This window comes from Amazonocrinis nigriterrae CENA67 (genome assembly GCF_016056305.1).
Taxonomy (GTDB): Bacteria; Cyanobacteriota; Cyanobacteriia; order Cyanobacteriales; family Nostocaceae; genus Amazonocrinis; species Amazonocrinis nigriterrae.
Window position 1 is genome coordinate 12214 of record NZ_JAECZC010000056.1, and the last position, 12656, is coordinate 24869.

At 40.7% G+C, this 12656-nt stretch carries 14 protein-coding genes and 1 tRNA gene; 5 read left to right on the forward strand and 10 right to left on the reverse strand.

From position 1 onward, the window contains the following. Positions 1-94 precede the first annotated feature (94 nt). From hpsL to glmM, 3 genes are all read right to left on the reverse strand, one after another. Positions 95-1753: a hormogonium polysaccharide biosynthesis protein HpsL gene (gene hpsL, locus I8748_RS23545; protein ID WP_198126966.1), complete on the reverse strand. Its 1659-nt coding sequence runs from the start codon at positions 1751-1753 to the stop codon at positions 95-97. A gap of 120 nt (positions 1754-1873) precedes the next feature. Beyond that, on the reverse strand, positions 1874-2644 hold the full coding sequence (locus I8748_RS23550) for a glycosyltransferase family 2 protein (RefSeq protein ID WP_198126967.1): 771 nt from the start codon (positions 2642-2644) through the stop codon (positions 1874-1876). A gap of 308 nt (positions 2645-2952) precedes the next feature. Next, positions 2953-4416 carry a phosphoglucosamine mutase gene (glmM, locus tag I8748_RS23555; protein ID WP_198126968.1) on the reverse strand — a complete coding sequence of 488 codons (1464 nt, stop codon included), beginning with the start codon at positions 4414-4416 and terminating at the stop codon, positions 2953-2955. Positions 4417-4952: 536 nt separating this feature from the next. Here glmM and I8748_RS23560 point away from each other — a divergent pair. After that, positions 4953-5669 (forward strand): biliverdin-producing heme oxygenase, encoded by a 717-nt coding sequence (locus tag I8748_RS23560; RefSeq protein WP_198126969.1) that lies wholly within the window; start codon positions 4953-4955, stop codon positions 5667-5669. A gap of 160 nt (positions 5670-5829) precedes the next feature. On the opposite strand, the gene I8748_RS23565 is transcribed toward I8748_RS23560, so the two are convergent. Continuing rightward, positions 5830-7068, reverse strand: coding sequence for a tetratricopeptide repeat protein (locus tag I8748_RS23565; RefSeq protein ID WP_198126970.1), 1239 nt, complete (start codon positions 7066-7068; stop codon positions 5830-5832). Positions 7069-7175: 107 nt separating this feature from the next. On the opposite strand from I8748_RS23565, the gene cobW reads away from it, so the two are divergent. Both cobW and I8748_RS23575 read left to right on the forward strand, forming a co-directional pair. Continuing rightward, the gene (gene cobW / locus I8748_RS23570; RefSeq protein ID WP_198126971.1) at positions 7176-8216 is read left to right on the forward strand and encodes a cobalamin biosynthesis protein CobW; all 1041 of its coding nucleotides are present in this window, start codon (positions 7176-7178) and stop codon (positions 8214-8216) included. 16 nt (positions 8217-8232) lie between these two features. Further along, positions 8233-8697: an ABA4-like family protein gene (locus tag I8748_RS23575; protein ID WP_198126972.1), complete on the forward strand. Its 465-nt coding sequence runs from the start codon at positions 8233-8235 to the stop codon at positions 8695-8697. A gap of 183 nt (positions 8698-8880) precedes the next feature. On the opposite strand, the gene I8748_RS23580 is transcribed toward I8748_RS23575, so the two are convergent. The 4 genes from I8748_RS23580 to I8748_RS23595 form a co-directional block, all read right to left on the reverse strand. After that, complete coding sequence (locus I8748_RS23580) at positions 8881-9099, reverse strand: acetyltransferase (protein ID WP_198126973.1); 219 nt, start codon at positions 9097-9099, stop codon at positions 8881-8883. Positions 9100-9182: 83 nt separating this feature from the next. Next, positions 9183-9401, reverse strand: a complete 219-nt coding sequence (locus I8748_RS23585) for a hypothetical protein (RefSeq protein ID WP_198126974.1) — start codon at positions 9399-9401, stop codon at positions 9183-9185. A 64-nt stretch (positions 9402-9465) separates the two neighbouring features. Next, positions 9466-9774 (reverse strand): DUF3181 family protein, encoded by a 309-nt coding sequence (locus tag I8748_RS23590; protein ID WP_198126975.1) that lies wholly within the window; start codon positions 9772-9774, stop codon positions 9466-9468. Positions 9775-9896: 122 nt separating this feature from the next. Further along, positions 9897-10154: a hypothetical protein gene (locus tag I8748_RS23595; protein ID WP_096558040.1), complete on the reverse strand. Its 258-nt coding sequence runs from the start codon at positions 10152-10154 to the stop codon at positions 9897-9899. 332 nt (positions 10155-10486) lie between these two features. On the opposite strand from I8748_RS23595, the gene I8748_RS23600 reads away from it, so the two are divergent. Then, entirely contained in the window at positions 10487-10684 is a 198-nt protein-coding gene (locus I8748_RS23600; protein ID WP_096558041.1) for a DUF2795 domain-containing protein, read from the forward strand. 1 nt (position 10685) lies between these two features. Here the strand turns inward: I8748_RS23600 and moaC are convergent, their stop codons facing one another. Next, entirely contained in the window at positions 10686-11192 is a 507-nt protein-coding gene (moaC, locus tag I8748_RS23605) for a cyclic pyranopterin monophosphate synthase MoaC (protein WP_198126976.1), read from the reverse strand. Positions 11193-11229: 37 nt separating this feature from the next. Here moaC and I8748_RS23610 point away from each other — a divergent pair. Further along, positions 11230-11303, forward strand: a tRNA-Arg gene (locus tag I8748_RS23610). Between the two features lie 47 nt (positions 11304-11350). Here the strand turns inward: I8748_RS23610 and I8748_RS23615 are convergent. Further along, complete coding sequence (locus I8748_RS23615; RefSeq protein ID WP_198126977.1) at positions 11351-12583, reverse strand: MFS transporter; 1233 nt, start codon at positions 12581-12583, stop codon at positions 11351-11353. Positions 12584-12656: the final 73 nt, after the last annotated feature.

The following is a 12656-nucleotide window of genomic DNA, read 5'->3' on the forward strand; positions in this document are numbered from 1 at the left end:
TTAATATTCCAATACATTTGTGGCTTTGATCTGAGAATTGTCTGCTGTGATTAACTTTGTCATTAGATTTAGCTAATAATGATCGGGTAATTAATTAAAATTTTGTGTTGAGACGTTTTTTCTTTTTTGCTTTTTCAGGGTTTGCATCTTCCTTATCTTGTTTATCCAATGCTGGTAATTTAAATAGTAACCCTGCACAAAACCAGTAGTAGACAGCTACCGGATCAACATCTAAAGGGTAGTAGTAGGTGTTGTAACTAATAAACAATATAAACACCCATAAAGCTGCTCCGTAACTGCGGAAATTACGGTTTTTTATGGAACGATAGGTTTTGAAAGCAGTGAATGTCAGGGTGGTGACTAAAGCGATAAAGCCCAGTAATCCTAAAATACCTACTTCATATAGTACTTTCGGGTAATAAGTTTCCACTAGCTTTGTTTCACCCAATGCACGGGCGGAGTTAGTGGCGCGACCTAAGCCACTTCCTAGCGGGCCCTGTACACTTTTCCAATTTTCCTCAAACTGACTAACAATAAACTCTTGGGGTGGTGAAGCTTCCCAGCGGCTAGTAAAACTATCTAATCTCTCTTGGACAACAGTAGGATTAGTTACTATTGCTATGCTGAGAATTAAGCCAAGCCCTACCCCTATGGGGATAAAGCGTTTCAGGTTGCCAATTTGACCAGTCAGCAATAGCAAAATTACAAAGCAGGTGGGTACTAAACCTAAAGCAATTCTTTGTCCAGAAACTACTGCATTGATAAAGACTGTAACTAAAGAACCTAAACTGATAATCCGCCAAATAATCGCAGGATCAGTAAAGCCTGTAGCGAAGGTAAAAAAGGTACTAGAAATTAAAAACCATGCCCACTGCCAAGGGGCAACAAATGTTCCTGGCAGGCGAATGATTCCCTGGCTAGGACTATAGACTAAGGAACCACCAAAATAACACCTAGCTTCGAGTGTAGCTTTAAATAAAGCACTTCCTTCGGCATTTCTAGTACCTTCACATATTCCTGTGAGTAGTAATAAATATTGAATAATTCCTAGAATGCAGCAGATAAGTATGAGGACAACCTGTAGGCGGGCTAAAAATAGAAAATCCCGCTTATCACGGATGAGATAATAAGCACAACCAATGAGGGGAACATAGCCTAAAAATACTTTTAGTCCTAGAATACCCATACCTATGGGAATTTCATTAGTTGGTTTTGCTAAAAGTCCTGGACTAGGTGGATTTAGCTGCTGCCCACCATTGACAAAAACTAATGTTAACAGACATAAACCTAATAAAATAAATAGTGGTGTTTTAATTGCTTTGATAGGAATTAAAGGCAGCCCTCGCTGGCGACAACTTTGCCAAAGTGCAATCAAAACAGGAACATAAAAGGCATCTTTAGCTAATTGCAGAACCGGACTATTGCCAATGTAATATGTTATGGTACCCCCAAAGGGCACGTAAATTATAAAAGCAAAAAGTGCTTGACGTGGGTATTTGTAAGAAAGACTTATAACCAAAATTCCCAAAACAGCCGGAAGTGCTACCTTAATTCCACCTACTAAAAAAAGCAGCAGACCAACGAATAAAGCAACAGATAGGGAAGTTGTTACTAAGCTAATGAGTTCTTTACGTGCTTGGACTGCTTTGCGCTTTTTGGCTAACTGTTCTTTGAGGCTAAGGGTGGGAGTTTCCTTTGTAACCTGTTTTTTGGAATTTTTAGATTTCTGAGATTTTGACTTGGTTTTCGGCATGGCAAAGCTTTAGCCTATCAGCCTCGATAAATTAATGGGAATTGCTACAGTTATCTTATTTAGGTCGTGAACATACATTTATCTCATGCAGACAGGCACAGAGGAGATTTAAGATAAATATTAAGCGTTCACAAACAATTTAGGATTGCTGTATAAGTTGTATAACCCAAATTCCTCTCTAATTGATTCATTTAATAATTGACGATTGAAGATACTAAATCCTAACCTTGTGGAATCATAAAAAAGATGTTCACCTGTCTCTAGGATATAAACTGCACCTGCAAATGGTAGTGGTTTAATAGGTTGCCCTTGCTTTGCTAAAGTATCTTTGACTTTGCCATGATCTATATAATATTTATAGTAACCATAACCACGATTATATTCTGCTTTTTCGGGAAAATTATTCAAATCATAACGCAGAATGTTACAAGTACCGCACATTTTATAAAAATTGCTTCTTTTACGATAAATGTGTTTACTACCTTCTTGATATTTATAACCTTTGTTAATAAACCATCCATGATGATGGGGATATTGCTTAATAAAAGCGGCTAAGTTTTTACTCACACAATCATCAGCATCAACTGCCATTGTATGAGTAGGTGAAAATTCTTGAGCATAAATTAATCCTTTCAAGAGTTTTCGCCCTTTATCAGTGTGTCTTTGATTTATCAAGAATTTTTCGTTTGCAGACGGAAAATCAACTGTAATATATGTGATGTTAGGATGCGTAAATTCGATTTTTGGCTTTTCGTTACAAACAACAACAGCATGAAAATCAGTTGAGGTTTGATTGCAAACTGATTTAATAGATCTCTCAAATAATTTGGAGACATGTTCCCAGGAATTGGAAGCTTGCGGACTTTTGAGTGGGATAACAAAAACAAGCATTTTTGAAGAATTATAGAATTTTAGATTTTAGATTGGGAATCGCCTTCTGGATTTAGGTTTTGTGAAGGTATCTGTTGCAATCATTTTTCAAATTCGTATTAGTTAGCGTATTAGTTAGAAAGGGTGCTGATTATACCAAAAATATGATATCAGGTAGCAGTAACAATGCAAATATAAATCAAGTGATACAATTTTGAATTTTAGATGGTTTGGCAGACCTCACCCCAAACCCCTCTCCTGCAAGGAGAGGGGCTTCAAACTCTGATTTTTTCACTTGACAGTAGGGGCGTACAGCTGTAAGCCCCTACTTAAACTACCAAGTGTTGTTGAACTTGTGATACCAATTCATTTGTCCAGTAGTTAGCAAGTTCAGCGTCAGCGGCTTCCACCATGACTCTGACTACTGGTTCTGTACCAGAAGCGCGGACTAAGATTCTGCCAGCGTCACCCATTGCGGCTTCGGCTAAGGCGATCGCTTGTTGTAGGGGTTGACAATTTTGCCACCCCAAACGGCGATCGCGGTCTTCTACTCGCACGTTCCGCAACAGTTGTGGGTAGGTTTGAAAGCTTTGGTCTACCAGTTCGCTGAGGGAAACACCAGCTTGTTTGACCAAACTTGCTATGTGTAAGGCTGTTAATAAGCCATCTCCAGTAATGCCATAATGACGGCAAAGAATGTGCCCAGATTGTTCACCACCCAACATTCCGCCAGTCCGCAACATTTCGGCTTGCACATATTGATCGCCTACAGCGGTGCGAATCAAGTTACCGCCTTGTTGTTTCCACGCCCTTTCAAAGCCTAAGTTAGCCATGACGGTGGATACAATTAAGTTGTCTGGCAGTTGTTTTGTTGATTGCAGGTGGCGTCCCCAGAGGTAGAGAATGTAATCGCCATTAACTTGCCTACCAGTATTATCTACAGCTAAAACGCGATCGGCATCGCCATCAAAGGCAAAGCCCAAGTCGGCGTGATGTTCTTGTACTGTGGCTTGAAGAATTTCCAGGTGAGTAGAACCGCAGTCAACGTTGATGCGATCGCCATCTGCTTGGTTATGCAAACAAATGACTTCTGCACCCATTTCTTGAAATACTGATGGTGCCAAACCAACTGCTGCACCCCATGCTAAATCTAAAACAATTTTTAATCCCTGAAGATTTACCTGGGGCTGCAAAGGTTGTTTCAAGGCTTGGCTATACTCCCGAATCAATTCCAAACGCGAGTAATGCCTGCCGCAATTGCTGACGCTATTAGTAATGGATATCTTACCGCGTAGTCCCGCTTCAATTTCTGCTTGCAACGCCTGAGATAACTTCCCACCATCGGCACCAAAAATTTTAATACCGTTGTCTTCTGGCGGGTTGTGGCTGGCAGAAATCATCACTCCACCTATGGCTTCACTGACACTTGTCAGATAGGCAACGCAAGGAGTAGGGCATAATCCCAAATGCCAAACTTCTACCCCCGCTGCTGTTAAACCTGCACTCAAAGCCATTGCCAGCATATCCCCGGAGTTTCTCGAATCTTGTCCGAGAATTACGGGGGCGATCGCCTTAGCATGGGTACGCAAAATCACACCTGCCCAAAAACCCACTTGCAACGCTAAAGGCGCACTCAATAAATCTCCCACTCGTCCACGAATGCCATCTGTACCAAACAAAGGAGTCGCTGGCAGCGAGATTAAATTCCGCGTGAAATTGCCCTCAAGGCCTATTTCCGATTTATTAGCAGCCGGGCGAATGTCACCTTGAATCCGAGTTATAGATGAAACCATAAGTTTAAACACCCCACACACTCACACAGGAAAATATCACTTTACACTCTATTTAACAATTTCAAATTAGATAAGTGTTTATCTGTACTATATACTTGTTTTTTTCTGAGAATGAATTGCTGAAATGCATATTTCAGTAAAAATACTTAAAATATTCATCAGTTCTTGTCAAGATTTTAAAATAAACTTCTCTTCTTTGATACTCTAACTTGAAACAAACTCGCAATCAGAAATAATAATTGCAGTGTAGCGAAGCAAAGCTGAGTAATAGAGAGGAATTATCAAAAACCTTCTCCATATCTCAATTTCTAGGATGTAACGCTGCAAACACTACTGAGGCTGAAATGTCATTGTAGGTATAGAGTTTTTCAGCCTTAATCGCAAAATTGTGTAACAAAAATATAAATTCAGGCTACTTAAAGAATTTTAATATAAATTCTCATCAAATAGTTTTAAGGTAACGTTTTAATGGCCTTTTTTAGCCGTGTGTAAATCACATCTGTGGCAGTTAACCTTTTAAAGTTGAGAAATTTAGCATGAGCAGCAATTTAGCAACCAAGTTACGTGTAGGCACGAAAAAAGCTCACACAATGGCAGAGAATGTAGGTTTTGTCAAGTGCTTTTTAAAAGGAGTGGTAGAGAAAAACTCTTACCGGAAGCTAGTTGCTAACTTTTACTTCGTCTATTCGGCGATGGAAGAGGAGATGGAAAAGCACCGCCAGCACCCCATTGTTGCCAAAATTAACTTTCCCCAACTTAACCGCAAGCATAGCTTAGAGCAAGACCTGAGTTACTATTTTGGTGCGAATTGGCGGGAACACATCAAGCTGTCGCCAGCGGGTGAAGCTTATGTGCAACGTATCCGAGAAATATCTCAAACAGAACCGGAATTGTTAGTTGCCCATTCTTACACTCGTTATTTGGGTGATTTATCAGGCGGACAGATTCTCAAAGGCATTGCCCAAACAGCAATGAACCTCTCTGATGGAGAAGGTACTGCTTTCTATGAATTTGCAGACATCCCTGATGAAAAAGGATTCAAAGCTAAATATCGTCAAGCTTTGGATGAACTACCCATTGATGATGCAGCAGCCGATCGCATTGTTGATGAAGCTAACGATGCCTTCGGTATGAACATGAAGATGTTCCAAGAATTAGAAGGCAACTTGATCAAAGCGATCGGTTTAATGCTATACAACACCCTCACACGGCGTCGTACACGCGGTAGTACCGAACTGGCTACTGCTGAGTAATAGTACTGAGTGAGGAGTAAGAAAAATACTTCTTACGATTTTCTGCAAAATCCAAAATTGGTATGAGTGTTAACAACACTCAAAATATTTAGGGGCAATAGCCTCGTGATTGCTTTGTATTCATCAAAGCCAGCATGGGGAGATTGCCCCTCAATTATGCTTAATTGCTTAGTAAATCTTTCAAGGCACTTTGAGCTTCAGTGTTGTTTGGATCTATTTCTAGCGCTTCTTGAATAACTGACATTGCCTCTTGTTTTGCTCCTCCATCGTATGCTAACTGTCTACTAAGTCTGATGTAAATTTCAGCTATTTGACGGCGAGGAATATCATGAGTAAATTGCTGATAAAAAGCCTTTACACCAGCCAATCCTTTTTCTTTGTGAAGTGGCAAACTGATATTGAAGCAAGTTTCATAACTGCCTTCACCAATCTTGATTACCTTCTGGCAGTTCTCTACTGCTTCATCGAGGTTTCCTTGTTTAATCAGTGCTTCGCTTAATTTATTGTAATAATAATCCTTGGGTTCTTTGGCTGCGGCTTGACGGTAAGCAGTGATCGCTTGTTGGTATTTGTTTTGTAATACCAGCGCATCGCCTAATTCTGCGTAATTTGAAGCATCAGGCTCGATTTGAGTCAAATGGCGGTAAGCTGCGATCGCCTCGTTCACAAAGCCCCGTTCTAATGATAATTCAGCCAGTTTTTTATAAAAAAGCTTATTATTGGGGTCATCTTTGCTGATTTGGCGATAGATAGCTACTGCTTGTGAATATTCCAGGATTTGACCCAGCTTATCATAAGCGTTCTCAGACCAAAGATAACCATTCTCATCGAGTTTAATGGCTTCGCGGTAAGCTGCGATCGCTTCTTCTCGTTTGCCTATTGTGAAGAGGGTATCAGCTAAATAGTAGTAATTACTGGAATCGGGACTGAGTTTAACTGCTTGACGGTAAGCTACTAATGCTTCCTCTATGCTGCCAACTTCCTGCAACTTCTTGGCTAAAAGAACGTAGTTACTATCATTTCCAGGATCGAGTTTGACGGCTTGACGGTAAGCAGCGATCGCTTCTTGGGTTCGTCCCTTTTCTGCTAGAAAATTCGCTAATTTGAGGTAAATTGCCGAATCGGGAGTTAATTGCAATGCTTGGTGATAGGTAGCGATCGTTTCTGCTATCTTGCCTTGGTTAGATAGAACATCTGCCAGTTTGACGTAAGCATAACTGTTGTTGCGATCGCTTTTAATCAAACTCCGCCAAATATTAGCGGCTTCTTCATATTTTTTCACTTCTTCGGCAGCTGAGGCTTTTTGCTCCAAATCTTCCAGCGTTTGTGCAACACTGATTTGAGGAGTCAAAGTCAAACCTAAACTCACCAGCAACGCCAATATTTTGCAGCTTTGCATAGAATTTCAGCTTAAAATAACTAAGTCAATTTTCAAACTCAGCTTAACCTCAGTATGAAAGTTTGTAATCAGCGAAACTTCTCATACTGAGAAAATCCGGCAAAAATATGGCTACAAAAATTCCTGTCACAGTAATCACAGGCTTTTTAGGCAGTGGTAAAACTAGCTTAATTCGCCACCTTCTACAAAATAACCAAGGACGCCGCATTGCAGTTTTAGTCAACGAATTTGGCGAACTCGGTATTGATGGCGAATTGTTGAAATCCTGTCAAATCTGCCCCGAAGATGATGATAGCGAAAGTAATATTTTTGAATTAACCAATGGCTGCTTGTGTTGCACAGTCCAGGAAGAATTTTTCCCCACGATGCAGCAGTTACTCAAGCGGCGAGACAGTATTGACTGTATATTAATCGAAACCTCTGGTTTAGCCTTACCAAAACCCTTGGTGAAAGCTTTCCGCTGGCAAGAAATTCGTGCTGGTGCGACTGTAGATGCAGTGATTACTGTAGTAGATTGTGCAGCAGTAGCCGAGGGGACATTTGCTAGTGATTTAGAAGCGATCGCAGCCCAAAGGTTAGCAGATGGTAGCTTAGAACATGAAACACCATTGCAAGAATTATTTGAAGACCAACTAGCTTGTGCAGACTTGGTGGTGTTGAGTAAAACTGATTTGGTTGATGGTGAAACCAAAGCCCAAGTTGAAGAATTAATTAAGCAAGAATTGCCCAGAGTGGTGAAAATTGTCGAGAGCGATCGCGGCACAATCGACCCAGCTATACTATTAGGATTACAAGCCGCCGTTGAAGACAATTTAGATAGCCGTCACAGTCATCACGACAGTGAAGAAGAACACGACCACGATGATGAAATTACTTCAACACACCTAATTTTAGACCGTACCTTTGACCCCGAAAAACTGCAACAACAACTGCAAACATTGGTACACCAACAAGAAATATACCGAATCAAGGGCTTTGTCGCAGTCCCTAACAAATCAATGCGCTTAGTAATGCAAGGTGTAGGCACAAGATTTGATAAATTTTATGACCGCCCTTGGCAACCCCAAGAAGCAAGGCAAACCCGTTTAGTTTTCATTGGACGTGATTTAAAATCAAGTGAAATAGAATCACAACTAATTGCTTTATAAGTTACTCTGCAAAACAATGAATATTACTCAACTGTTTAATATTGCCAACCTTTTTGTTTTACCCTTTTGGGCTTTGATGATTCTCCTACCCAATTGGAAAATAACACGGCGGGTAATGGAGTCTTATTTGCCTTTTTTGGTTTTAGCTGGGGCGTATTTGTATTTGTTCATCAGCAGTATTACACCAGAAAACGCCCAAGCTTTATCGAATCCTCAATTAGCTGATATTGCTCGATTTTTCTCCGATGAAACAGCTGCTGCTACAGGTTGGATTCATTTTCTAGTAATGGATTTATTTGTCGGTCGCTGGATATATTGGGAAGGTCAAAAAACAGGGATTTGGACAATTCACTCGCTAAGTTTATGTTTATTTGCTGGCCCGTTAGGATTGGTTTCTCATATTTTGACCTACTGGATTTCTAAGGCATTTTTTCCCAATTCTCTACACAACTCAACTGCAACGGTTGCAGAAGAAGCCTAATTTAAAGAAATATAGTTTTAAGGTAGGGTGCGTTGTCGCATAGCGCAACGCACCCTACATTTAAATTCTTGGTCGTTCTTTGTCATTTGTCATTCGGAATTTGTATTTACAAAGGACAAACGACTAATGACCAATGATGATGTCTACGAGTGGTTATGCAACTTAGATGCACATTAGCTTACATTATGAAGCTTTGGCGTATCTATAGTTAGCATCTAACCAACAACGTGGTAGACTTTCGCCAGAAGGAAAAACAAGATTTTGTTTTTGAAAAGAATCAGGTTCCTGTTCTTCTTGACCTTCTTGGTCTTGTCCGTGAACAATATTAATATTCGGGTCAAGCAATTCTTGAATATCAAGAATTTTGATTAAATCGCTAGTACCTTTGATTTGTAAAAACATATAATTAGCCTCCAGAAATTTCAATGAAAAATCTGCACGAGTCTCACTGTCAACTCGCGTGCGTTAATAATTACTCGCAATTCTTACTTAGCAGAATTTTCCACTAATTTCTTAAACCGCATATATGCCTGTTCTGGTGTCAGCGGTTCACATTCCTTTTCATTAGGAATGTAGTATTGCCTGCTATCAGGAAAATAACGTACAACAAAACTAGGTATCAAACCCAAATGCAAAGCTTTTTTACCAAGTTTTTCTGCGGTTTCTGCTAAGGTATATGCATCATGAAACTGATATGTAGTCATGTCCTTGACCTCCTAAAAGAGGGTTGCCCTCAAAGCAAACTAATGGACATTCAAAACGCAGAAATTACAATTCGCGTTGATATTTCTCTAAAATATCCACTAGATTGACTTGGCATTGTAGAGGCAGTAAATCAATTAAAGGCAGTTCTCGCCTGCCACCGCCAATTTTAACTGGTATGGATTCCAATACTTCTATGACTCTATCCTCAGTGACAGTATTGGAAGTAATTAGGGGATAAAGTTGTTCAGCAACTACGGTATGTAGCTTGGCATCAGATAAATAAAGATGCCACTTAGCAATGTCTATGTAAACATTTTCGCCAATTTCTGATGCTAGGGCTTCTAGTAGTTCTGTGGTGTTAGTCTTAGCCATAAAAATAACCCCTATATCAACACAAGAGAAAGAAACTCTCAAGTTACTAACATTATCGCTCAATTTATCAGACTGATTCTACCGCCACAGGTTACAGTTGCCCTAGCTTGTACAGTCCATCTTCAGGTGGATTTGGGCGGTGTTTGTGAGTAGTTAGCGATCGCAGCAATATAAATCAGATGTCCCAATACTACTACTAGCCAACTTGCAGTCAACCACGGCAGCCATTCCCAGCTTGTTGCTTTCAGGTTATGGACAAACCACAACCCGGAATTAGTCACAGCCGCAACTGCCACATGTACGGCAAAATTCATCCGGTCATCTAACTTACGGAATTCTGGGTCTTTGCGATCGGGTTTACGAGGCCAGCGAGGAGGCATAAATATTTGTTACAGAATTGAATATACTGTGCTTATTTTAAGGTTTTTGGGGATGCAGTTGCTAGGGATTGGGGATTGGTGACTGGGAACTCCTTTAGAACTCAATACCCTTGGGTTAACTGATTGAGGATTCAGAGACTTACCAATAAAAAATGTCCTATTTTAATAGCTTTACCCCGAAGGATTCATCCGTCACCCGTCATCCGTCATCCGTCATCAACCTATCGAGTGACCTTTTAATGATTTCGAGTAAAAAATGATTCATCTTCTTGATAGAGGGAAGCAATACATAGACTCGTGAATATGTAAATAACCTTGAGAGGTGAATGACAATGGCTAAAGCAAATCCAGTTGAAGTACAAAAACACTTGAAGGGTGTTGACTATCCTGCTGACAAGCAAGAATTGATCCAACATGCTAAACAGCACAAAGCTGATCAAGATGTCATCTCATTATTAGAACAATTGCCAGACAACCAGCAGTATAAGAATCCAGCAGATCTCAACAAAGCTTTAGGTGAAATTGAATAGGCTATGGTTCTGGCAGGTAATAATCTCCTGATTTTCCGCCAGTTTTACTGACTAAACGAATCGATTCAATTTGCATCGACTTTTCTAAAGCTTTTGCCATATCGTATAAAGTCAAAGCCGCAATCGAAACGGCAGTTAAAGCTTCCATTTCTACACCAGTTTCAGCTTTGGTTTTGACTGTGGCATGAATTTGATAACCTGGTAGTTCCAAATCTGGTGTGATCTCGACTGTAATTTTTTGCAAAGGCAACGGATGACATAGGGGAATCAAAGCAGCCGTTTGTTTAGCTGCCATAATTCCAGCTAACCTGGCAGTTGCCAAGACATCCCCTTTGGGAGTATTGCCAGCTTGAATCGCGGCTAAGGTTTCTGGCAACATTCGTACCTTAGCTGCTGCTACAGCCTGGCGCACAGTAGCCGCTTTGCCAGATATATCTACCATCTGTGCTTGTCCTTGGGCATCTAGATGGGTTAAGTTCGTAAAATTAGATGGAATATTCTCTTGCATTATTTTGCTAGGGCGTGTTATTATAAGTTTCTGGAAAGGGCGTGTAGCTCAGTGGACTAGAGCACGTGGCTACGGACCACGGTGTCGGGGGTTCGAATCCCTCCTCGCCCGTTGATGAAAGTTAGGAGTTGTGAGTTAGGAGTGACTAGTTACTCAGCTCACAACTTATTTAATGAGTAGGAATCCTCACCTCGACCCAACGCAAAACGCAGGGAACTTGATACATTTTTGTTGGACTGGGTGAGAAAAATCATCAATCCCAGGAAAGTTAAACAGGCAGTACCAGCAAACATGTTGGGGTAGCCGGCTTTTTCAGCAACAAAACCAAAAATCGGGGCTGCGATCGCTAGTCCAAAATCAAATCCAGCGATGCAGAGAGCAAAAATTTGCCCCCGTTCTTCTGGTAATGAACGGTCTGCCATTAAAGTGGTAATCATGGAAATTAATGTTCCACCGCCCAACCCTTCAGTGATTCCAGCTAGCAAAAATATACTACTACTTCTAGCTTGCCATAACAGCAGCGTTGTTAGAGTGTAAGCCAGGATGCCAAAAGTAATAAACAAACCACGACCGAAGCGATCGCTGGCTCGACCTACGAATATTCTCAGAGTAAAACTAGCGATCGCTGAAACTGTGAAAAACAAGCCTGCATTCAAATCGACGCCAGTTTCTTGAATAAATAACGGTAAAAAGGTGTGTACACTACCAAGGGCTAAACCCGCTAACAACATGACTATAGCCGGGACTCTCATCCGTGGGCTAATTAAAATTTGCCAGAAATTAGTCTTTTTGCTTGGGACTGATGATCGTCTCTGCACTGGTGGATTGATAACTTGTATAGATGCCAACACCCCAATAAAAGCTATTTCTGTGGCTAACAGAAATAACACACCGTAACCAGTTGTAGCTTGTAAATAGCCCCCCAAGGCAGGCCCAAATGCTAAACCAATGGGAGCTGCTAAACTCATATAACTAATAATTTCACCACGCTGTTTCAGCGGTGCTAAATCCGCTACCAAAGCACTGTATCCAGTCGTAAAAGCAGCCATACTAATGCCATGAAAGACACGCACCAGCATCAACAGCGGAATTGATGTGAATGCCAAATAGCCAAGGGGTGCGATCGCGGCGATGATCGTACCAATTAACAACAGCAGTTTTCGACCATGTTGATCTGCTAATCGTCCCAGCATGGGACGAAACAACAACAGACCAATGGCAAAACCACCAATCACGATGCCAATTTGTTGCTTACTTGCACCTAAATCTTGGATATATAGCGGTAGAGTTGGCAATAACAAACCCATACTCGACCAGAATACTAAACCTGCTGTAAATAATGTCAGCAAGTTTAGTCGCAAAGAAGTATCAAAGGTATCAAAAGCTTTCAAGGCAGATGCTGTTTAATAGAGTTTTTTGTCAAAAGTCAATAGTCCATAGTCAACAGTCAAAAGTAATTCCCTT

Coding starts and splice junctions, on each gene's coding strand:
- I8748_RS23565 (WP_198126970.1), bottom strand. CDS start 7,068: ATGCAAAGCTGCAAAATATTGGCGTTGCTGGTGAGTTTAGGTTTGACT.
- I8748_RS23580 (WP_198126973.1), bottom strand. CDS start 9,099: ATGTTTTTACAAATCAAAGGTACTAGCGATTTAATCAAAATTCTTGAT.
- glmM (WP_198126968.1), bottom strand. CDS start 4,416: ATGGTTTCATCTATAACTCGGATTCAAGGTGACATTCGCCCGGCTGCT.
- moaC (WP_198126976.1), bottom strand. CDS start 11,192: ATGCAAGAGAATATTCCATCTAATTTTACGAACTTAACCCATCTAGAT.
- I8748_RS23575 (WP_198126972.1), top strand. CDS start 8,233: ATGAATATTACTCAACTGTTTAATATTGCCAACCTTTTTGTTTTACCC.
- I8748_RS23590 (WP_198126975.1), bottom strand. CDS start 9,774: ATGGCTAAGACTAACACCACAGAACTACTAGAAGCCCTAGCATCAGAA.
- I8748_RS23600 (WP_096558041.1), top strand. CDS start 10,487: ATGGCTAAAGCAAATCCAGTTGAAGTACAAAAACACTTGAAGGGTGTT.
- I8748_RS23585 (WP_198126974.1), bottom strand. CDS start 9,401: ATGACTACATATCAGTTTCATGATGCATATACCTTAGCAGAAACCGCA.
- cobW (WP_198126971.1), top strand. CDS start 7,176: ATGGCTACAAAAATTCCTGTCACAGTAATCACAGGCTTTTTAGGCAGT.
- I8748_RS23550 (WP_198126967.1), bottom strand. CDS start 2,644: ATGCTTGTTTTTGTTATCCCACTCAAAAGTCCGCAAGCTTCCAATTCC.
- I8748_RS23595 (WP_096558040.1), bottom strand. CDS start 10,154: ATGCCTCCTCGCTGGCCTCGTAAACCCGATCGCAAAGACCCAGAATTC.
- I8748_RS23560 (WP_198126969.1), top strand. CDS start 4,953: ATGAGCAGCAATTTAGCAACCAAGTTACGTGTAGGCACGAAAAAAGCT.
- hpsL (WP_198126966.1), bottom strand. CDS start 1,753: ATGCCGAAAACCAAGTCAAAATCTCAGAAATCTAAAAATTCCAAAAAA.